Raw genomic sequence first — 21,270 nt, forward strand, 5'->3', positions numbered from 1 at the left:
CCGAGATCGCGCTGCACATGCCGATCGGCGGGCGGGCACGTGCCCGCGACGAGGAACGGGGGAGTGCATGACACCGCGGGTGGTGCTGGTCGACGACCACGCGATGTTCCGGGCCGGCGTGCGCGCCGAGCTGGGCACGCGGGTCGACATCGTCGGCGAGGCGGGCGACCCGGCGTCCGCGCTCGAGGTCATCCGCGCGACCCGGCCGGACGTCGTGCTGCTCGACGTGCACATGCCCGACGGCGGTGGGCTCGCGGTGCTCAACGGGCTCGGTGCCGAGCTGCCCGACACCCACGTGCTCGCGCTGTCGGTGTCGGACGCCGCCGAGGACGTGATCGCGCTGATCCGCGCCGGTGCGCGGGGGTACGTCACCAAGACGATCTCTGCCGACGAACTGGCGGCCGCGGTGGTGCGGGTGGCCGACGGGGACGCGGTGTTCAGCCCCCGGCTGGCCGGGTTCGTGCTGGACGCGTTCCGCGAGGCCCCGGTGATGCCGTCGATCGACCCGGAGATCGACCAGCTGACGCCGCGCGAGCGCGAGGTGCTGCGCCTGCTCGCCCGCGGCTACGCGTACAAGGAGATCGCGGCCGAGCTGTTCATCTCGATCAAGACGGTCGAGACGCACGCGTCGAACGTGCTGCGGAAGCTGCAACTCTCGAACCGGCACCAGCTCACCCGCTGGGCTGCCGACCGCCGCATGCTCTGACCTTCCGGGCCGCTGCCTGCACCTGTTTGCGCCGCCAGCTGTCGGCTTCCGGCCCCCCATCCGACAGCTGTGGGCGCAAAGCCGGCCGGGCGGTGGCTGTTTGCGCCGCCACCTGTCGGTTTCGAGCGGCGAACCCGACAGCTGGGGGCGCAAAGGCCCGCCGACGACGAGCCGGCGGGCCGACCGCCGGCCGCAGCGCGCGTGCGATCAGCGGGCGCCGCGGCAGACCTGCAGGATCGCGTCGGCGACGGCGGGGCCGTGGGCGCCGAGGGCGTCGCGGTAGGCGGCGAGGATCTCGCGCTCGCGTCCGAGCTCGACGCGGGTGCCGCCGGCGTTCATGCGGGTCGACTGCACCCGGGCCGACAGCGCGGCGCGCTCGGCGACCAGGCGGGTGATCGCGGTGTCGAGCGCGTCGATCTGCCCGCGCAGCACGCGGATCTGGTCGGCCGCGGCATCGGCGTCGGCCGAGGCGTCGGTGGCGACGGTGGCGTCGGTGGTGGTGAGGGCGGAGGTCATGGCTGCGTCCTGATCGTCCGGCCGCCGCGCCCAGGCCCTGGGCGTCGCTGACATGCGAAACGCCCCGAGCTCGGGCCCGGGGCGTCTTGGTTGGTGGTGGTGTCAGCCAGCAACGAAGGGCACCGGGATGCGGTACCCATAAAATCGCGCGCTGGTCACGCGTCCATGCTGGCACAGCGGTCGGGCGCGAGCAAAACCCCCTCCGCCCCGACCCACCCGGACGACCGTGCTCAGGCAGCCCCCGCCGAGCCGAGCGCGGCCTCCTCGTCCTGTGACTCGCGCTCGGTCTCGGCGACGTGCGCCTCGACCCGATCGCGGGGCAGGCGCACCACGGTGGCGAGCCAGAAGACGACGGCGGTGAGGACGAAGACGGCGACGAAGCCCCAGCCGAAGCCGATCGTGCCGGTGTTGCCCTTGTGCGGGTCGGGGTAACTGCCGAGCCAGCTGATCAGGGCCAGCCCGCCGAGCCACGGCAGCGTCCAGGTGGCACCGGCGCGCAGGTCGAGCGGGGTCTTCTCGCCCTTCGCCGTCGCGTGGAAGATCGGCAGCAGCACGAACCCGAGCGCGATCGCGAGGAACAGCTTCCAGTTCACGTCCCAGCCGGCCCAGTACACGATGAGGTTGGACGAGTAGAACGCGAGGAACGGCACCACCGGGCCGAGCGCCAGCCGGAACGGGCGCTCGCGGTCGGGCAGCTCGCGGCGCAGCGCGCCGAGCGTGAGGATGCCGGCGCCAAAGGACAGCACCGTGGCCGAGGTGACGAACCCGACCAGCTGCTGCCACGACGGGAACGGCAGGAAGACGATCAGGCCGACGACGAAGCTGACGAGCAGGCTGGTGAGCGGCACGCCCCGCCGGGTCGTGCTCGCCAGGCTGCGCGGCGCGTTGCCGTTGCGTCCCATCGCGTACGAGACGCGCGCGGTGACGGTCGTGTAGATCAACCCGGTGTCGGCCGGCGAGATGATCGCGTCGATGTAGAGCAGCTTGGCGAGCCAGCCGATGCCGATGAGCGTGGCGATCGCGGCGAGCGGGCCGAACGCGTCGGTGAAGTCGAGCTGCGCCCAGCCGTGCGACGACGCGAGGTCCTGCGGCCGCACCGCACCGATGAAGGCGACCTGCAGGCCGATGTAGAGCACGGCGGTGAGCAGCAGCGACCCGATGACGGCGATCGGGATGTTGCGCCGCGGGTTGCGCGACTCGCCCGCGAGTTCGATGCCCTGGCGGAAGCCGAGGTAGCTGAACACGATGCCGCCGGTGGCGATGGCGGTGAAGATGCCGTGCATGCCGTTGGTGGCGAAGCCGTGGTCGCTGAAGTTCTCGCCGTGGAACGAGGTGACGAGGAAGGCGATGATCGCGATCAGGATGATGGCGAGCTTCCACCACACCGCGACGGTGTTGATGCGTGCGAACCAGCGCACGCCGAAGTAGTTGACGACGACGAAGAACGCCATGCCGAGGACGGCGACGAGGTAGCCCAGGCCGGTGAGCGTGTGCACCGTCTCGCCGCCCGACTGGTGCGCCGCGGTGAACGGCGCGTACTTCGTCGCGTACTGCAGCGCACCCTCGACCTCGATCGGGGCGGTGGTCGCGACGGCGACCCAGAGGATCCAGCCGGTGGTGTAGCTCGCGAACGACCCGAAGGCCAGGTGCGGGAAGCGGACGACGCCGCCGGACAGCGGGAACATCGTGCCGAGTTCGGCGAAGACCAGGCCGATCAGCATCATCATCACGGCCGCGATGAACCAGGACAGGATCGCGGACGGTCCGGTGAGCTGGGCCGCGGTGAGCGCGCCGAACAGCCACCCCGAGCCGATGATCGAGCCGACGCTGGCGAACAGCAGCCCGATCACGCCGATGTCGCGGCGCATGCGGCGATCGTTGCCGCCCTGCGCCGACCCGGTCGACGGCTTGGTGGGGCCGTCGGACCGCGCACCCTTCGGCCCGCGCTGCAACCGCGTCAGACCCGCATGCTCAGCCGATGTGCTCATGTGCGCCGTACTTCCCGGCTCGGCGGCGCGGATAACCGGAAATGTCCGAATCGTGGCCGGATCTCGACGACGGCCGCCGGCGCGCAGGGGTCAGCGGGCGGGCAGGACGCAGAGCTCGTTGCCGGACGGGTCGGCGAAGTGGCGCCACGGCAGGTCGCCCCAGTCGAAGTGCAACTCGCGCCCGCCGCGGGCGCCGATGCCCGCGGCCACGGCGTCCATGTCGTCCCCGGTCTCGAGGCGGACGTCGAGGTGCAGCCGGTTCTTCGCCGCGCCCTTGGACGCCCGCTCGGGGAGGAACTCGAGCAGCGGTCCGCGCAGCGACGGGTGCTGCAGCGCGGCGAGTTCCGAGGACGTGACCGCGACCCAGCCCGTCAGCCACGCCCAGAACTCGGCATCGCGCGCCGGGTCGGCGGAGTCGAGCGGGACGGCGGCGAGAGGCCCGGTCGCGGCGTACTCCGCCCGGTGTTCCAGGACGCAGCACGGGTTGCCCTCCGGATCGCCGAGCACGACCCACGGGACCTCGCCCTGCCCGATGTCGAGCGGTCGCGCGCCGAGTGCCACCAGTCGCGCGACCACCGCGGCCTGCTCCGACCCGCCGCGCAGGTCGAGGTGCAGGCGCAGCGGGTCGGTCGGCGGTGCCGGCACGGGCTGGAAGCAGAGGTCGAGCACGGGGCCGCCGGGCGGCCCGATGCGTGTCTCGAAGCCCTCCGGCCCGTCGCTGAGGCGCTCGCCGCCCAGTGCGGCCTCCCAGAACCGGCCCAGCCGCTGCGGGTCGACCGCGTCGAGCACGATGTTCTCGAGGTACATGCGGGCACCGTAGGGGAGGCCACCGACGACGCGGGTTGTGTCAGTGGCCGGACGTAGGCTGGCGCAGCGATGACCGACACCCTGTTCGACCCCGATCCGACACCCGCGCCGACGGCCGACGAGCGGCGTCCGCGGCGCACCCAGCTCGACGTCGCGGCCCTGCTCGAGGGGCTCAACCCGCAGCAGCGGGCGGCGGTCGTGCACGAGGGCGGCCCGCTGCTCATCGTCGCGGGCGCCGGCTCGGGCAAGACCCGCGTGCTCACCCACCGCATCGCGCACCTGCTCGCCGAACGGGGTGTCACGCCCGGCCAGATCCTCGCGATCACCTTCACGAACAAGGCCGCGGGTGAGATGAAGGAGCGCGTCGCCGCGCTGGTCGGCCGCCAGGCACGGGCGATGTGGGTGTCGACGTTCCACTCGATGTGCGTGCGGCTGCTGCGCGCCGAGGCGAAGGCGCTCGGCCTGCGCTCGTCGTTCTCGATCTACGACGCCGACGACTCGAAGCGGCTGATGACCATGGTCACCCGCGATCTCGACGTCGACCCGAAACGCTTCCCCGCGCGGTCGCTCGCGGCGCAGATCAGCAACCTCAAGAACGAGCTCGTGACGCCGGAGGCCTGGGCCGACAAGGCGTCGACCCCGCCCGAGAAGGTGCTCGCCGACGTCTACACCCGCTACCAGCAGCGGCTGCGCGACGCCCATGCGCTCGACTTCGACGACCTGATCATGACCACGGTGCAGCTGCTGCAGCAGCACCCCGACGTCGCCGAGCACTACCGCCGCCGCTTCCGGCACGTGCTCGTCGACGAGTACCAGGACACCAACCACGCGCAGTACATGCTGGTGCGCGAGCTGACCTCGGGCGACGACCCGGCGCAGCTGGCCGTCGTGGGCGACGCCGACCAGTCGATCTACGCGTTCCGTGGCGCGTCCATCCGCAACATCCTCGAGTTCGAGCGCGACTACCCGGACGCGACGACGATCCTGCTCGAGCAGAACTACCGCTCGACGCAGAACATCCTCCACGCCGCCAACGCGGTGATCGCCCGCAACCCCGACCGCAAGCCGAAGAACCTGTGGTCGGACGCCGGCCCGGGCGAGAAGCTGCTCGGCTACGTCGCCGAGAACGAGCACGACGAGGCCGCGTGGGTCGCGCAGCGGATCGACGAGCTCAGCGACAAGGGCGAGGCCAGCGCGTCCGACGTCGCGGTCTTCTACCGGACGAACGCCCAGAGCCGCGTGTTCGAGGAGGTGTTCATCCGCGTCGGCCTGCCCTACAAGGTGGTCGGCGGCGTGCGGTTCTACGAGCGGCGCGAGGTGCGCGACGCGCTCGCCTACCTGCGCGTGATCGCCAACCAGGACGACGTGGTGTCGTTGCGCCGCATCCTCAACACCCCGCGCCGCGGCATCGGCGACCGCGCCGAGGCGGCGATCGAGGTCTTCGCCTCCCGCGAGCGGCTCTCGTTCGCCGCCGCGCTCGAGATCGCCGACGAGTCCTTCGGCCTCGCCACGCGCTCGGTCAACGCGATCGCCGACTTCCGCAACCTCATGACCTCGCTGCGCGCGGTCGCCGCTGGCCCGGACGCGACCCCCGCGGTGATCCTCGAGGCGGTGCTCGACCAGACCGGCTACCTCAAGGAGCTCGAGAAGTCGCAGGATCCGCAGGACGAGTCGCGCGTCGACAACCTGCGCGAGCTCGTCGCGGTGGCGCGCGAGTTCGAGGAGGTGAACCCGGACGACGCAACCCTCGACGCCTTCCTCGAGCGGGTGTCGCTGGTGGCCGACGCCGACTCGATCCCCGACGCCGAGGGCGGCGTGGTCACGCTGATGACGCTGCACACCGCCAAGGGCCTCGAGTTCCCCGTCGTCTTCCTGACCGGCATGGAGGACGGCGTCTTCCCGCACATGCGCACGATGACCGACCCGACGGAGATGGCCGAGGAGCGGCGGCTGGCGTACGTCGGCATCACCCGGGCCGAGCAGCGGCTGTACCTCTCGCGGGCGCTGTCGCGGTCGTCGTGGGGCGCGCCGTCGTGGAACCCGCCGTCGCGGTTCCTCGACGAGATCCCGCCCGACCTCGTCGAGTGGACGGGCGAGACGCAGCGCCGCTCGTTCGTGCCCGCGTACGGCGACGACGACGTGCCGTCGCGCTCGGGTGATCATGGCTACCGTGCCCGGCAGCCGTCGGCGCAGCAGCAGTTGGCGTCGTCGCGCATGGGCGGGCGCGGCCTGCGCGGGGGAGCGGGCAACCGCGCGGTGCCCGCCCTGGACGTCGGCGACCGGGTGAGCCACGACGGCTTCGGCCTGGGCACGGTCGTCGCCACCCGGGGCACCGGCGACGGCGCGCAGGCCCAGATCGACTTCGGCACCTCGGGCGTGAAGTGGCTGATGCTGCGCTACGCCCCGGTCGAGAAACTCTGAGACCTCGGACGCACCCGGGCCGGCGTTCGTCCCGGATCGCACCGCTTTGCGCCGGGCGGCGCGCGACCCGCCGTGGGCGCCATCTGGCCCCGGCCGCGCCGGATCGGCACACTGCTCGCCGACGCGAGAGTGTGACCACCTGTCCGGAGGCGCTCCACCATGGCGACCCCACCCGTGCCCGGGCGACGGCTCGGGCGACCCCTCGGGCTCCCGCGCGGGCGACGCCCGGCCACCCTCGTCCTGCTGACACTGCTCGCGCTGATCGGGCCGGGCCCGGTCGCGGCTTCGGCGACGGCTCCGGTCGCCTGCACGCCCGGCTCGGGCGCGAAGCTCGCCGGGCACCGCATCACCGCCGCGATGGTGCAGGCGGGCCGGCTGCGCTGCGCCGATCTCACGCGGGCCGATCTCTCCGGCCTCGAGCTCGACCAGGCCGACCTGTCCTACGTCCGCGCCACCGACGCCACCTTCGCGGCCGACCGCATGTCGCAGACCGACCTCACCGGCGCCGTCCTGACCGGGGCCGATCTCGAACGTGCCCAGCTGACGCAGGCGGTGCTCACCGGTGCCGATCTCAGCGGCGCGAACCTCCGCAGCGCGTCGCTCGACCAGATCGATGCGAAGGGCGCGGTCTTCCGCGGCGCCGACGTGCGCGACGCGAACTTCACCCAGGCGTCGCTGCAGCACGCGGTCTTCGACGACGCGCAGGTCGACGGCGCCGACTTCACCCAGGCCGAAGTGGGCGGCGCGCACTTCGGCGGGGTGCGCGGCCTGACCGACTGGAGCCTGTACCTGCTCATCGGCGCCGCCGCGGTCTTCGTGCTGCTCGCGGTCGCCTCGATCCGGAAGGCCGTCGGACGCCGCGCGGGGAGCCGTGTGCAGGTGCAACCGTTCCGCACCGACCTCGCGGCCATCCAGGCGGCGCACCATGTCGGCGCCGCCGGGCGGCACGCCGTGCCCGAACCGGCGGTCGACCCGCGCTACGTGCGGGTCGGCAGGTCACCGGCGCGCGGCATCCTGCTCGGCCTGCTCGGCTCGCTGGTCGTCGCCTTCGGCCTGCATCTGCTCGCGGGCGCGCTCATCGGCCAGTTCTCGTTCGCCTTCGACACGCTCGCGACGGCCGTCTGCACGCAGCCGCAGTGCACGGTCGGCGTCGACAGCAGCTTCCCCGGCCTGTTCGGCGGCATCGCCGTCGTGCTCGTCGGCCTCGTGCTGCGCGCCCGGGCCTGACGACAGCGCTCGACCCGCCGGGATGGTCACCAGCGGCGCGCGCGGGCGGCTGGCTGGGCGGGTCGAGCGCGTCGACCCGCCCGCGCGGTCAGCGCGGTCAGACCCAGTGCTCGGCCGGCACCACCTCGTCCGGCACGGGCGGCCCGGGCGGGGTGCCGTCACCGAACGGCGAGCCACCCAGTGCCTCACGGCCGTGCGGCGTCAGCCAGCCGTCGAGCCGTGGCCCCCTCGGCACGATGCCGGTCGGGTTGATGTCCTGGTGCACGACGTAGTAGTGCCGCTTGATGTGGACGAAGTCGACCGTGTCGCCGAAGCCCGGCGTCTGGAACAGGTCGCGGGCGTAGGCCCACAGCGCCGGCAGCTCGATCAGCTTGTTCCGGTTGCACTTGAAATGGCCGTGGTAGACGGCGTCGAAGCGCACGAGCGTGGTGAACAGCCGGATGTCGGCCTCGGTGACGTGATCACCGACCAGGTAGCGCCTGGACGTGAGCCGCTCCTCGAGCCGGTCGAGCGCGGCGAAGAGCCGGTCGTACGCGCCGTCGTAGGACTCCTGGTCACCGGCGAACCCGCACCGGTACACGCCGTTGTTGACGTCGCGGTACACCCAGTCGTTGACCTCGTCGATCTCGTCGCGCCACGCGTCCGGGTAGAGGTCGGGTGCCCCGTCGCGGACGTGCGCCGTCCACTCGGTCGCGAGGTCGAGCGTCAGCTGCGCGTAGTCGTTGGTCACCACCGCGCGGGTCGGGATGTCGACCATCGCGGGCACGGTGATGCCCTTCGGGTACTCGGGATCGCGGGCGAAGTACGCCTCCTGCAACCGCTCGTACCCGAGCACGGGGTCGCGTCCGCCGGGCGCGAGGTCGAAGGTCCACGACCGTTCGTCGTGCGTCGGCCCGCAGATCGCCATGCCGAGCACCGGTTCGAGCCCGAGCAGGCGCCGCGAGACGACGGCACGGCTCGCCCACGGGCAGGCGCGCGACACGACCAGCCGGTACCGGCCCGGCTCGACCGGCCAGCCGTCGCGGCCGTCGGCGGTGATGCGGTCCTCGATGTACGCGGTGTCGCGCCGGTATTCCTTCTCGACGGAGCTCACGCACACCTTCCTACTCGCAGCTAGGCTCCGGACTCGTGACGGATCGCATCAGGGTGGTCATCGGCAAGCCGGGGCTCGACGGTCATGACCGCGGGGCGAAGGTGATCGCGCGGGCGCTGCGCGACGCCGGCATGGAGGTCGTCTACACCGGCCTGCACCAGACGCCCGAGCAGATCGTGCAGACGGTGATCCAGGAGGACGCCGACGCGGTCGGCCTGTCGATCCTGTCCGGCGCGCACATGACCCTGTTCCGCGCGGTGGCCGAGCAGCTGCGCGAGCAGGACGCGTCCGACGTCGTGCTCTTCGGCGGCGGGATCATCCCGGAGGAGGACATCCCCGAGCTGGAGAAGATCGGCGTCGCCAAGGTCTTCACGCCCGGCGTGCCGATGGAGGAGATCGTGCGCTGGGTGCAGACCAACGTGGCGGTCGATTGACCGGCGGAGTGAACGCCGTTACAGGCGCACAGCGGCCCGAAACGGCTGGTTAGGCTCCGAGTAACAATTCGGCACAGCTCCAGCGGCGGCCGTGACGCGCGCGGCACATCGACGCAACGGATGAGGACGTATCAGCGTGGATCTGTTCGAGTACCAGGCGAAGCAGCTGTTCCAGAAGTTCGGTGTGCCCGTCAGCCTCGGTGAGGTCGCGACAACGCCGGACGAGGCCAAGCAGATCGCCGAGCGCATCGGCGGGGTCACCGTCGTCAAGGCGCAGGTCAAGATCGGTGGCCGCGGCAAGGCCGGCGGCGTCAAGGTCGCCAAGACGCCGGACGAGGCCCAGCAGCACGCCGAGGCGATCCTCGGCATGGACATCAAGGGCCACACCGTGCACCGCGTGCTGGTCGACCCGGGCGCCGACATCAAGCAGGAGTACTACGTCAGCTACCTGCTCGACCGCTCGAACCGCACCTTCCTGGCCATGGCCAGCGCCGAGGGCGGTATGGAGATCGAGCAGCTCGCCGTCGAGCGCCCCGAGGCCCTAGCCCGCGTGCCCGTCGACGCCAGCAAGGGCGTCGACCTCGCCACCGCGCAGGACATCGTCGCCCAGGCCAAGTTCCCGGCCGACGTCGCCGACAAGGTGGCCGACGTCCTGGTCAAGCTGTGGGACACGTTCGTCGGCGCCGACGCGACGCTCGTCGAGGTGAACCCGCTCGTCCTCACCGGCTCGGGTGACGTCGTCGCCCTCGACGGCAAGGTCTCGCTCGACGCGAACGCCGACTTCCGGCAGCCGCAGAACGCCGAGTTCGAGGACAAGTCGGCCGCCGACCCGCTCGAGGCGAAGGCCAAGGAGAAGCACCTCAACTACGTCAAGCTCGACGGCCAGGTCGGCATCATCGGCAACGGCGCGGGCCTGGTCATGTCGACCCTCGACGTCGTCGCGTACGCCGGCGAGCGGCACGGCAACGTCAAGCCCGCGAACTTCCTCGACATCGGCGGCGGCGCCTCGGCCGAGGTGATGGCCAACGGGCTCGACATCATCCTGAACGACCCGGCCGTCCGGTCGGTGTTCGTGAACGTCTTCGGCGGCATCACCGCGTGCGACGCCGTCGCGAACGGCATCGTCGGCGCGCTGAACACCCTCGGGGACGAGGCCAACAAGCCGCTGGTCGTCCGCCTGGACGGCAACAACGTCGACGAGGGTCGACGCATCCTGGCCGAGTACGCGCATCCGCTCGTCACGGTCGTCGGAACCATGGACGAGGCTGCCGACAAGGCCGCCGAGCTTGCGAACGCGGGAGCCTGACCAATGGCGATCTTCCTCGACGAGAACTCCAGCATCATCGTCCAGGGCATGACCGGCGGTGAGGGCATGAAGCACACCCGCCGCATGCTCGCGTCCGGCTCGAAGGTCGTCGGCGGTGTCAACGCGCGCAAGGCCGGCACCAAGGTCGAGATCGACGGCCACACCCTGCCGGTCTTCGGCTCGGTCGCCGAGGCGATGGGCGAGACGGGTGCGAACGTCACGGTCGGTTTCGTGCCGCCGGCGTTCACCAAGGACTCGGTGATCGAGGCCGTGGACGCGCAGATCCCGCTCGCTGTCGTCATCACCGAGGGCGTGCCGGTGCACGACACCGCGGCGTTCTGGGCGTACGCGCAGGGCAAGTCGACGCGCATCATCGGCCCGAACTGCCCCGGCATCATCAGCCCGGGCAAGTCGAACGCCGGCATCATCCCCGCCGACATCACCGGCCCGGGCCGCGTCGGCCTGGTCTCGAAGTCGGGCACGCTGACCTACCAGATGATGTTCGAGCTGCGCGACTTCGGCTTCTCGACCGCCATCGGCATCGGCGGCGACCCGATCATCGGCACGACCCACATCGACGCGCTCGCCGCGTTCGAGGCCGACCCCGAGACCGAGGCGATCGTCATGATCGGCGAGATCGGTGGCGACGCCGAGGAGCGCGCGGCGGCCTTCATCAAGGCCAACGTGAGCAAGCCGGTCGTCGGGTACGTCGCGGGCTTCACCGCCCCCGAGGGCAAGACGATGGGCCACGCGGGCGCGATCGTGTCCGGCTCGTCAGGCACCGCGCAGGCCAAGAAGGAGGCCCTCGAGGCCGCGGGCGTGCAGGTCGGCAAAACGCCGTCCGAGACCGCGCGACTGATGCGCGAGATCCTGGGCGGCTGACCCGTCGGTCCGCCGCGTATCAGCGGCGGCGGTTGGTTACTCCTTGATGACGACGCGGGTGCGCGGCGCGCCGAATGGTTTGTTCTGAGGCGCGCCCGCGCTACCTTCTGCGCAGAAGCACGACTATTCAGCCACTCTTCAGGGAGAGTCCGCCATGTCCTATCAGCCACCCCCGCCGCCCCCGGGCTACGGCGCCCCCGGTGCGGGGAAGCCGGCCTTCGACCCCAAGAGCATCAACCCGCTCGACTGGGCCCTCGTGGGCATCGGTGTCGTGCTGTTCCTGTTCTCGTTCTTCGAGTACTACACGGTCAGCGCCGGCGGGTTCTCGGACTCGACCGGTGGCTGGCACTTCAGCGACGGTTCGTTCCTCGGCTGGTTCGCGCTCATCGCGGGCCTGGCCGCCGCCGTGATCGTCGCCCTCAGCCTGTTCCTGCCGACGGTGAAGCTGCCGGTCGCGACCTACCTCGGCGCGATGGGCCTGTTCGCCATCAGCGCGGTGCTGTACCTGCTCGGCTTCTTCGTCATCGGCCCGGACAACTCGGTCTGTGGCGGCAACGGTGCCTGCGAGAACGCGATCGACGACGCCTTCGGCTTCGGCTTCAGCTACTGGCTGAGCTTCATCCTCGTCATCGCCGGTGCGGTCATCTCGCTCATGCGGGCGCAGCAGACCAACACCGCCCTGCCGGGTGCGCTCTCGGGCCTGCCGAACATCGGCGCCAAGGGCCCGCAGGGCGGCATCTCCGGTGGCCAGCCGGGCTACGGCCAGCCGCAGGCGCCGGGCTACGCGCCGCCGCCGGCCCCTGGCTACGGCCAGCAGCCGCCCGCCCCGGGCTACGCACCGCCGCCGGCCCCTGGCTACGGCCAGCAGCCGCCCGCGCCGGGCTACGGCCAGCCGCCGGCGCCGGGCTACGGGCAGCCGCCCGCCCCGGGCACGCCGCCCCCGCCGCCGGGGTACGGCCAGCAGTAAGGGCTTCGTCGAAGGGCCGGGAGGTCAGCCACCCGGCCCTTCGTCATGTCCGGGGTCGGTTCAGTGGACGCACCGGACGGCCTTGTCCCGGAGCGCCGCCGATCCCGCCCGCGATGTCCCGGCGCATCGGGACGAGGTGGCCTTGTTCGCCGGTGCCGCGGGGCAAGGCGGCGCTGGTTCCCGGTGCAGCGGGGCAAGGCGGCGGGCCGCACGGCGTGCCTGCCCGACTTCGTCCTGCGCATCCGCGAACCTGGGGCGATGCCTGCTGTCCGCCTGCGAGCCGACGATCCTGCCGACCGGCCGGACACCCGGCGCGGCCACGACGGCCACCGCGCGCCGGGCGACGACGGGGGCGTCGGGCGCTACGCAGCACCCAGCCGTCGGGCCGCGGCGCGGCACAGCGTCGTGCCGCCGGCCGCCGGACGCAACGTGTGGCTCGCCGCGGTCGGGACGGGCGCCGGCACCGCGGTGCTCGGTGCCGCGGCCGCGATCGCCACGGTGGCGATCTGCTGGCTGCCCGCCTCGCACGGCTCGGGCAACGCGACGTCGGCCATCAAGGCCGGCCTGCTCACCCTGCTCGCGTCCGTGCACGGCGGCATCACCGTGAACGGCGTCGACGCCGCCTTCCTGCCGCTCGGCCTCACCGCCCTGCTCGGCCTCATCGCCTGGCGCGCCGGTGCCGGCCTCGCCGACGCGGCCGGCGACCTGCGTGAGCGCGCGTCGTCGCGGCTCCTGCTGGTCGGTGCCGCGCAGACGGCCGGGTTCACCGTCACCTGCCTGCTGCTGGTGCCGTTCGCGACGCTCGGCACGAGCAGCGCGCCGTTCGTCGGCGTCGGGGTGGGGTCGGTCGTCGTCTTCTCGCTCACCGGCGGGCTCGCCTTCGCCCGCGAGACCGGCTTGATGCTGCGGCTGCTGCCGCCCGTGCCCGCCTGGCTGCGCGGCGGCCTGCGCGCGGCCACCGTCGGGGTCGGGTGCTACCTCGTCGCCGGCTCGCTGCTCGTCGCCGGTTCACTGCTCGTGCACCACGGCCGGGCCGACGCGCTGCTACGCCAGGTCGGGCCCGGCTGGAACGGCGTCCCGATCATCCTGCTCTGCCTGCTCGCCGCCCCGAACGCCGTCATCGCCGGCGCCGCCTACCTGGCGGGCCCGGGCTTCGCCGTCGGCAGCGGGACGAGCGTCGGCATCGGCGCGACGACCCACGGCGTGGTGCCGGCCTTCCCGGTGCTGGGTGCGCTGCCCACCGGCGCGGCACCGAACTGGATGTGGGGTGCCGTGCTCGGCGTCCCGCTCGTCGCCGGCTTCGCCGCCGGCGCGGTGGTCGCACGGGGCACCACGACGCGCGAGCGGCTCGAGCGCGCGGCGGCGGCCGTCGTGGCCGCCGGCCTGCTGTCGGCGCTGCTCGCCTGGCAGGGCGGCGGGGCGATCGGCGACGACCGGCTCAGCACGGTCGGCGCCTCGCCGGTGCTGCTCGGCCTCGCCGTCGCGGGCGAGGTCGCGGGTGGCACGGTGGTCGTGCTCGTGGCGCAGGCGCTGCGGTCGGCCCTCGGCGGCCGACGGCGCACGCCGGTGCTCTGGGCCGGCGGTGCCTCCGCCTCGGCCGACCCCTACGACCTCGGCGTCGTCACGGTCGTCGCGTCGTCGCCGTCGGACGAGGTGTCCGACGAGGTCGACGACGAGGTCGACGAGGCCACCCATGAGGCCGTCGGCTTGGCCGATGACGAGGCCGATGACGACGCCGTCGAAGCGGACGACATCGACCGTCCGGTCGGCCTGGCCGACCAACCGACCGGGCCGATCCCGTCGGTCGACGCGCCCGTCGACGGCGGCTCCCGCGCGGCGAACCGTCGGCGCGGGCTGCGTCGGCTGGCCGGGTAGTCTCGCCTCGCGACCCGCGCTGCGCGGAACGAAGGCCGCGGGCGGACGCCGGTCGCGCCCCCGCCGGAGCGAGAAGGAGCGCGTGTGCCCCGTCTGGTCGTCCTCGCGTCCGGCAGTGGCACCACCCTCCAGGCCATCCTCGACGACGCCGTGCTGCGTCCGCAGGTCGTCGCGGTGGGCAGCGACCGGCCCGGTGCACCGGCGCTCGGGCGGGCGTCCAGGATCGGCATCGAGACGTTCTGCGTCCCGCTCACCGGAGACCGCGGCGCGTGGAACCGGGCGATCGAGCAGGCGATCGCCGAGCGCGCACCGGACCTCGTCGTGCTCGCCGGCTTCATGCGCATCCTCGACGCCGAACTCGTCGGTCGCTTCCGCATCGTGAACACGCATCCCGCGCTGCTGCCGGCGTTCCCCGGCGCGCACGCGATCCGCGACGCGCTCGCCGCCGGCGCCACCACCACCGGTGTCACCGTCCACTGGGTCGACGCCGGGGTCGACACCGGGCCGGTGATCGTCCAGCAGGCCGTGCCGGTCGAACCCGGTGACGACGAGGACACCCTGCGCGCCCGCGTCCAGGCCGCCGAGAAGCCGCTCTACGTCCACGCCCTCCGCCAGCTGTGCCAGGAGATGTCATGACCCAGATCCCGATCCGCCGCGCGCTCGTCAGCGTGTACGACAAGACCGGGCTCGAGCAGCTCGCGCGGGGGCTGCACGCCGCCGGCGTCGAGATCGTCTCGACCGGCTCGACGGCCGCGCGCATCCGCGACCTCGGCGTGCCCGTCACGCCGGTGGACGAGGTGACCGGCTTCCCCGAGATCCTCGGCGGACGCGTGAAGACGCTGCACCCCAACGTGCACGCCGGCCTGCTCGCCGACCAGAACGACCCGGCGCACGTCGAGACGATCGGCAAGCTCGGCATCGCCGCCTTCCAGTTGCTGGTCGTGAACCTCTACCCGTTCGTCCAGACGGTGGCGATCGGCGCGACCCCGCCCGAGGTCATCGAGCAGATCGACATAGGAGGCCCGGCGATGGTGCGCGCGAGCGCGAAGAACCACGGCTTGGTCGCCGTCGTCACCGACCCGGCGCGGTACCCGGACGTGCTCGCCGCGGTCGAGGCCGGTGGCTTCGACCTCGCGGCCCGGCAGCGGCTGGCGGCCCAGGCGTTCCGGCACACCGCGGCCTACGACGTCGCCGTGGCGTCGTGGCTCGGCAGCGTCGTCGCTCCCGACGACGTGGTCGACGGGCAGCCGAGCGGCTTCCCAGGCTGGGTCGGCGCGACGTGGGAGCGCGCCGCGGTGCTGCGCTACGGCGAGAACCCGCACCAGCGCGCCGCGCTCTACGTCTCGCCCGGCGACCAGCCCGGTCTCGCCACGGCCGAGCAGCTGCACGGCAAGGAGATGAGCTACAACAACTACGTCGACGCGGACGCCGCGTGGCGGGCCGCGTACGACTTCGACCGTCCCTGCGTGGCGATCATCAAGCACGCGAACCCGTGCGGCATCGCCGTCGGCGCCGACATCGCCGAGGCGCACCGCAAGGCGCACGCCTGCGACCCGGTCAGCGCCTACGGCGGCGTCATCGCGACGAATGCGCCGGTGACCGCGGCGCTGGCCGAGCAGGTGGCGGACATCTTCACCGAGGTGATCGTCGCGCCGGCGTTCGACCCGGACGCCCTCGAGATCCTCACCCGCAAGAAGAACCTCCGCCTGCTCGTCGCGGCAGCCCGCCCGCAGGGGCCCGCGGTCGAGACGCGGCCGGTGTCCGGCGGGCTGCTGCTGCAGAGCGCCGACCGCATCGACGCCCCCGGCGACGACCCGGCCAACTGGACGTTGGTGGCGGGCGACGCGGCCGACGAGGCCACCATCGCCGACCTGGCCTTCGGCTGGCGGGCGGTGCGCGCGGTGAAGTCGAACGCCATCCTGCTCGCGTCCGACGGCGCGACGGTCGGCGTCGGCATGGGCCAGGTGAACCGCGTCGACTCGTGCCGGCTCGCCGTGTCGCGCGCGGGCGACCGGGCCTCGGGCGCGGTCGCTGCGTCCGACGCCTTCTTCCCGTTCGCCGACGGCCTGCAGGTGCTGCTGGACGCGGGTGTGCGCGCCGTCGTCGAGCCCGGTGGGTCGATCCGCGACGAGGAGGTCATCGCCGCCGCCCAGGCCGCGGGCGTCACCCTCTACTTCACCGGCACCCGCCACTTCGCCCACTGACCCGGTCGCTCGCGCCCCGCGGCACCGCCCGCGCGGTCTGTGTGTGGCGACCCTGCGGGGTGACACGCCGGTGCAGCACCCGCACCGTCGCCACACACCGGCCCGGCGCCGAGGTGTTGTGCGAGCGGCTCAGGCGGGGCTGGCAGGATGGCGCACCGTGACCGCGCAGATCCTCGACGGCACCGCCACCCTCAAGACGATCAAGCTCGAGCTGATCGAACGGGTGCGGGCCCTCGCCACCCACGGCGTCGTGCCCGGGCTCGGCACCGTCCTCGTCGGCGACGACCCCGCCAGCCGCTGGTACGTCAACGCCAAGCACAAGGACTGCGCCGAGATCGGCATCGCGAGCATCCGCCGTGACCTGCCCGCGGGGACGAGCCAGGCCGAGGTCGAGGCGGTCGTCGACGAGCTCAACGCCGACTCGGCGTGCACCGCATTCCTGGTGCAGCAGCCGACCGGCCTGGACGAGCACGCCATCCTCGCCCGCGTCGACCCGGTCAAGGACGTCGACGGCCTGCACCCGACCAACCTCGGCTGGCTCGTGCTCGGCAAGCCGGCACCGCTGCCGTGCACGCCCACCGGCATCATCGAGCTGCTGCGCCGCCACGACGTCACCATCGCCGGCGCGCACGTGGTGATCGTCGGCCGCGGCATCACGGTGGGGCGTCCGCTCGGGCTCATGCTGACGCGCCGCAGCGAGAACGCGACGGTGACGATCTGCCACACCGGCACGCGCGACCTCGCGTCGCACGTGCGCGAGGCCGACATCGTCGTCGCCGCGGCCGGATCGCCGCACCTGATCACCAAGGACATGGTCAAGCCGGGCGCGGCCGTGCTCGACGCCGGCGTGAGCCGGGTCGACGGCAAGATCGCCGGCGACGTCGCGCCCGACGTCGCCGAGGTCGCCGGCTGGCTCAGCCCCAATCCGGGCGGGGTCGGCCCGATGACGCGCGCGATGTTGCTCAGCAACGTCGTCGAGGCGGCCGAGCGCACGGCGCGATCGTCGAACGGCTGACATGCCGCCGGGGGCGGTGCGCTGGATCCGCGAGCAGATCTGGTTCCTGCTCGTCCTGGCCGGCATGGTCGTCGCCTTCGCCTACCTGCTGCTGACCGACGGGCACTGGCGCCGCTCGACCGCGTTGATGGGCGTGATGATGCTCGTCGCCGCCGTGCTGCGCCTGGTCGTGCCCCAGCGCCGGCTCGGGCTGCTGCACGTGCGGGGCCGCTGGCGCGACACCGCCGTCTACGCCGTCATCGGTGTCCTCGTTCTCGCGATCGACATCCGGCTGTCGAGCTGAGGGCCGCCCGCACTAGATTCCGCACCATGACTGCACCCGTGAACGTCACTGTCACCGGCGCCGCCGGCCAGATCGGCTACGCGCTCCTGTTCCGCATCGCGTCGGGCCACCTGCTCGGGCCGGACGTCCCGGTGCGCCTGCGCCTGCTGGAGATCACGCCGGCCCTCAAGGCCGCCGAGGGCACCGCGATGGAGCTCGACGACTGCGCCTTCCCGCTGCTCAGCGGTATCGACATCACCGACGACGTGAACCAGGCCTTCGACGGCACCAACGTCGCCCTGCTCGTCGGCGCCCGCCCGCGCACCGCCGGCATGGAGCGCGGTGACCTGCTCGAGGCCAATGGCGGCATCTTCGGCCCGCAGGGCAAGGCCATCAACGACCACGCCGCGAGCGACATCAAGGTGCTCGTCGTCGGCAACCCCGCCAACACGAACGCGCTCATCGCGCAGCAGCACGCGCCGGACGTCCCGGCCAACCGCTTCACCGCGATGACCCGCCTCGACCACAACCGTGCGCTGTCGCAGCTCGCCGCGAAACTGTCGGTGCCGGTCACCGCCATCGAGAAGATGACGATCTGGGGCAACCACTCCGCCACCCAGTACCCCGACCTCTACACGACGCAGGTCAACGGCCGCTCCGCCGCCGAGCAGGTCGAGGAGGCGTGGCTGAAGGACACCTTCATCCCGACCGTCGCCAAGCGCGGTGCGGCGATCATCGAGGCCCGCGGTGCGTCGTCGGCGGCGTCGGCGGCCAACGCCGCCATCGACCACGTCCACGACTGGGTGAACGGCACCGAGTGGACGTCGTCCTCGGTCGTCAGCGACGGCTCGTACGGCGTGCCCGAGGGCCTCATCTCCTCCTTCCCGTGCCGCGCCGTGAACGGCGAGTGGGAGATCATCCAGGGCGTCGAGATCAACGACTTCTCGCGCTCGAAGATCGACGCCTCGGTGCACGAACTCGCCGAGGAGCGCGATGCGGTGAAGGGTCTCGGCCTCATCGGCTGACCCGACCGCGGGGTGCTGCGGACCTCAACGGTCGTCGAGACCCCGCCGTGCAGGTCACGGCGGGGTCACAAGATCGTCACGACACAGCTTCCCGAAATCCTCGGCATGGTTGACCCGCACGTCACGTCTGGCTAGACATACGTTACATGCGTGTCACGCGTCACAGATAGACGCGGGGCCTTGGACGAACGGGCGGTGCGATGACAGCAACTGCAGCAGCCCCAGGAGTCCGCCGGAAACGGCGGACGGAACTGGAGCACTATCCCTCGGGCGGCCAGAGGTATCTCTGCCTCGGCATCGTGGTGCTGGCGACGATCGTCCTCTACTACCAGTTCTATCTGGCCGGTGCGGTCGCCGCCGGGACGAACGGCAAGAACGGCATCCTGACCGACTACCACATGTCGTTCAAGTACTACGTGTACATCGCGGTGGTCGGCTACATCCTCGGCGCCGCCGCGTCGTTCGTGAGCGGCGTCGCCGACCGGTACGGCCGCGTCAACATCATCACCGGCGGTCTGGTGATCGTGGCGCTGCTCTGCCTCGTCGGCATCCCGCTGGCCGACAGCAAGGTCGGTTTCGCGGTCGTGTTCGCGGCGATCGGCCTGGTCGAGGGCGTCATCCTCGTCGCCACGCCGGCCCTGATCCGCGACTTCAGCCCGCAGCTCGGGCGTGCGTCCGCAATGGGCTTCTGGACGCTGGGCCCGGTGCTCGGCTCGCTGGTGGTCAGCATCCAGATCAGCAGCACCAGCAACAGCACGCCGTGGCACGACCAGTACGTCGCGTCCGGCATCGTCGGGCTCGTCGTCGCAGCGCTGTCGTTCCTGTTCCTGCGCGAGCTCACTCCCGCGCTGCGAGACCAGATCATGGTGAGCGAGAAGGACCGCGTGCTCGTCGAGGCGCGGGCCAAGGGCATCGACGTCGAGGCCGCGTTGAAGCACCCGTTCCGGCAGATGCTGAAGCCGGACATCATCGGCTCGGCGTTCGCGATCAGCGTCTTCCTGATCATCTACTACATCGCCGTCGGCTTCTTCCCGGTCTACTTCCAGACGATCTTCGGGTTCAGCCAGAGCAAGGCCAACGCGCTGGGCAACTGGAACTGGTCGTTCAACGCCCTGGCGCTGCTGATCGTCGGCATCATCTCGGACAAGGTGCGCGTCCGGAAGCCGTTCATGGTCGTCGGCGCCGTCGGTGCGATCGTCGTGACGTCGATCTTCGCGACCCGCGCGACGCACCCCGACACCAGCTACGGCACCTTCGTGGTGCTGCTGGTGCTCATCAGCATCTTCCTCGGCACGGCGTACGCGCCGTGGATGGCGAGCTTCACCGAGACGGTCGAGAAGCGGAACCCCGCCCTCACCGCGACGGGCCTCGCGGTCTGGGGTCTGGTGATCCGCCTCGTCATCGCCGTGTCGGTCTTCTTCGTCCCGCACATCGTCAACACCGCGACCACGCTTGTCGAGGACGGTCCCGCCGTGTCGGCGGCGGCGGCCGACGCCGACAAGCAGGCACCCGGTCTGGTCGAGGCGCTGCAGGCGCATCCGACGGTGGGCCCGCAGACCGCTGCGTATGCGAAGCAGTACGGCCCGCAGCTGGCGCTCGCCGCCAAGATCGACCCTGCGACCGCCGCCGCGCTCGGCAAGGACCCGAACGACACGGCGGCGCAGGCCAAGGCAGTGGCCGACCTTTCCGGCGTGCCGGTCGCTGACGTCGGGTCGCTGCTCGCGGTCAGCAAGGTCGATCCGCAGACCCTCGCGGCGCTCAAGGCCAACCCGGCCGACCAGGCGGCCGGCGTCAAGGCCGTCAGCGAGATCAGTGGGGTGTCCGCGTCGGATGTGGCCACCATCGCGCAGCTGAACGCCCAGTACGGGCCGGAGCTGCAGGCTGCGAAGAACATCGACCAGGGCACGGTCCTCAGCCTGCTGACGAAGCCGACGGACAAGACGCTGCAGGCCCAGGCCGTCCAGCAGATGACGGCCAAGGGTGTGTCCCAGGCAGAGGCCGTCAAGACGCTGCAGACCCTCGCCGCTGTCGCTGCCCAGCCGAACGGACTGCAACTGCTGAGCACAGTGGCGACGAGCGGTCAGAAGGTGATCGATGCGCAGACGGCGCTCGTGGCCGCGGCCAAGATCCCGGCGGCGGAGGTCGCCAAGGTGCAGCAGGGTGGCAACGACCTCAAGTCGGTCGCGACCATCCCGCCGGCCGTGACGAAGTTCTTCACGCAGGACGGGCCGCAGGCACTCGGTGCGAAGAACTTCGCGGCGCTCACCGACACGTCGAACACCAAGCTGCAGGCCGACCTGGCCGTGCTGGGCAGCCCGACGGGCGCGAAGGTCGCCAAGGCGGCGGTCGACTCACCGAAGCAGTGGCGCACCTACTTCTGGATCGCCGTCGGCGGTGAGGTCGTCTTCATCCCGCTGATCTTCCTGCTCACCGGTGCGTGGAGCCCGAAGGAGGCCCGCCGCCGCGAGGAGGAGCACGAGCAGATGGTCGAGCGCGAGCTCGCCAGGCTCAACGCGGGGAGCTGACCCCGGTCTGACGCGAA

At 71.9% G+C, this 21,270-nt stretch carries 18 protein-coding genes; 14 read left to right on the forward strand and 4 right to left on the reverse strand.

Features of this window, described 5'->3' with window-relative positions:
- Positions 1–67 precede the first annotated feature (67 nt).
- The gene (locus tag ACTHMS_RS00430) at positions 68–706 is read left to right on the forward strand and encodes a response regulator (protein WP_440304704.1); all 639 of its coding nucleotides are present in this window, start codon (positions 68–70) and stop codon (positions 704–706) included.
- A gap of 207 nt (positions 707–913) precedes the next feature.
- On the opposite strand, the gene ACTHMS_RS00435 is transcribed toward ACTHMS_RS00430, so the two are convergent.
- From ACTHMS_RS00435 to ACTHMS_RS00445, 3 genes are all read right to left on the reverse strand, one after another.
- Positions 914–1,222 carry a chorismate mutase gene (locus ACTHMS_RS00435; RefSeq protein WP_440304705.1) on the reverse strand — a complete coding sequence of 103 codons (309 nt, stop codon included), beginning with the start codon at positions 1,220–1,222 and terminating at the stop codon, positions 914–916.
- A gap of 230 nt (positions 1,223–1,452) precedes the next feature.
- Positions 1,453–3,090: an APC family permease gene (locus tag ACTHMS_RS00440; protein ID WP_440304726.1), complete on the reverse strand. Its 1,638-nt coding sequence runs from the start codon at positions 3,088–3,090 to the stop codon at positions 1,453–1,455.
- 210 nt (positions 3,091–3,300) lie between these two features.
- Positions 3,301–4,017 carry a VOC family protein gene (locus tag ACTHMS_RS00445; RefSeq protein WP_440304706.1) on the reverse strand — a complete coding sequence of 239 codons (717 nt, stop codon included), beginning with the start codon at positions 4,015–4,017 and terminating at the stop codon, positions 3,301–3,303.
- 69 nt (positions 4,018–4,086) lie between these two features.
- Here ACTHMS_RS00445 and pcrA point away from each other — a divergent pair, with 69 nt between their 5' ends.
- Both pcrA and ACTHMS_RS00455 read left to right on the forward strand, forming a co-directional pair.
- Positions 4,087–6,438 carry a DNA helicase PcrA gene (gene pcrA, locus ACTHMS_RS00450; RefSeq protein WP_440304707.1) on the forward strand — a complete coding sequence of 784 codons (2,352 nt, stop codon included), beginning with the start codon at positions 4,087–4,089 and terminating at the stop codon, positions 6,436–6,438.
- Between the two features lie 159 nt (positions 6,439–6,597).
- Positions 6,598–7,665: a pentapeptide repeat-containing protein gene (locus tag ACTHMS_RS00455; protein WP_440304708.1), complete on the forward strand. Its 1,068-nt coding sequence runs from the start codon at positions 6,598–6,600 to the stop codon at positions 7,663–7,665.
- A 97-nt stretch (positions 7,666–7,762) separates the two neighbouring features.
- On the opposite strand, the gene ACTHMS_RS00460 is transcribed toward ACTHMS_RS00455, so the two are convergent.
- Positions 7,763–8,758 carry a glutathione S-transferase family protein gene (locus ACTHMS_RS00460; RefSeq protein ID WP_440304709.1) on the reverse strand — a complete coding sequence of 332 codons (996 nt, stop codon included), beginning with the start codon at positions 8,756–8,758 and terminating at the stop codon, positions 7,763–7,765.
- Positions 8,759–8,793: 35 nt separating this feature from the next.
- Between ACTHMS_RS00460 and ACTHMS_RS00465 the strand changes: the two genes are divergently transcribed.
- The 11 genes from ACTHMS_RS00465 to ACTHMS_RS00515 all read left to right on the forward strand — a co-directional run bounded on the left by ACTHMS_RS00465 (position 8,794) and on the right by ACTHMS_RS00515 (position 21,253).
- Positions 8,794–9,192, forward strand: a complete 399-nt coding sequence (locus tag ACTHMS_RS00465) for a cobalamin B12-binding domain-containing protein (protein WP_440304710.1) — start codon at positions 8,794–8,796, stop codon at positions 9,190–9,192.
- A gap of 136 nt (positions 9,193–9,328) precedes the next feature.
- Positions 9,329–10,498: an ADP-forming succinate--CoA ligase subunit beta gene (gene sucC, locus ACTHMS_RS00470; protein ID WP_440304711.1), complete on the forward strand. Its 1,170-nt coding sequence runs from the start codon at positions 9,329–9,331 to the stop codon at positions 10,496–10,498.
- Between the two features lie 3 nt (positions 10,499–10,501).
- The gene (gene sucD / locus ACTHMS_RS00475; RefSeq protein WP_440304712.1) at positions 10,502–11,380 is read left to right on the forward strand and encodes a succinate--CoA ligase subunit alpha; all 879 of its coding nucleotides are present in this window, start codon (positions 10,502–10,504) and stop codon (positions 11,378–11,380) included.
- A 154-nt stretch (positions 11,381–11,534) separates the two neighbouring features.
- The gene (locus ACTHMS_RS00480; RefSeq protein WP_440304713.1) at positions 11,535–12,347 is read left to right on the forward strand and encodes a hypothetical protein; all 813 of its coding nucleotides are present in this window, start codon (positions 11,535–11,537) and stop codon (positions 12,345–12,347) included.
- Positions 12,348–12,605: 258 nt separating this feature from the next.
- Positions 12,606–14,222 carry a cell division protein PerM gene (locus ACTHMS_RS00485; protein ID WP_440304714.1) on the forward strand — a complete coding sequence of 539 codons (1,617 nt, stop codon included), beginning with the start codon at positions 12,606–12,608 and terminating at the stop codon, positions 14,220–14,222.
- A gap of 84 nt (positions 14,223–14,306) precedes the next feature.
- Complete coding sequence (gene purN / locus ACTHMS_RS00490; RefSeq protein ID WP_440304715.1) at positions 14,307–14,858, forward strand: phosphoribosylglycinamide formyltransferase; 552 nt, start codon at positions 14,307–14,309, stop codon at positions 14,856–14,858.
- Positions 14,855–16,426 (forward strand): bifunctional phosphoribosylaminoimidazolecarboxamide formyltransferase/IMP cyclohydrolase, encoded by a 1,572-nt coding sequence (purH, locus tag ACTHMS_RS00495; RefSeq protein ID WP_440304716.1) that lies wholly within the window; start codon positions 14,855–14,857, stop codon positions 16,424–16,426. Before purN ends, purH begins: the two co-directional genes overlap by 4 nt.
- Positions 16,427–16,583: 157 nt before the next feature.
- Positions 16,584–17,441, forward strand: a complete 858-nt coding sequence (locus ACTHMS_RS00500; RefSeq protein ID WP_440304717.1) for a bifunctional methylenetetrahydrofolate dehydrogenase/methenyltetrahydrofolate cyclohydrolase — start codon at positions 16,584–16,586, stop codon at positions 17,439–17,441.
- Between the two features lies 1 nt (position 17,442).
- On the forward strand, positions 17,443–17,724 hold the full coding sequence (locus tag ACTHMS_RS00505; protein WP_440304718.1) for a DUF3017 domain-containing protein: 282 nt from the start codon (positions 17,443–17,445) through the stop codon (positions 17,722–17,724).
- 26 nt (positions 17,725–17,750) lie between these two features.
- Positions 17,751–18,728, forward strand: coding sequence for a malate dehydrogenase (locus ACTHMS_RS00510; protein ID WP_440304719.1), 978 nt, complete (start codon positions 17,751–17,753; stop codon positions 18,726–18,728).
- Positions 18,729–19,027: 299 nt separating this feature from the next.
- A complete protein-coding gene (locus ACTHMS_RS00515; RefSeq protein WP_440304720.1) occupies positions 19,028–21,253 on the forward strand; it encodes an MFS transporter in 2,226 nt (741 codons plus the stop codon).
- The last annotated feature ends 17 nt before the right edge of the window (positions 21,254–21,270 follow it).

The organism is Jatrophihabitans sp. (genome assembly GCF_051960575.1).
GTDB lineage: Bacteria > Actinomycetota > Actinomycetes > Mycobacteriales > Jatrophihabitantaceae > JBQCEE01.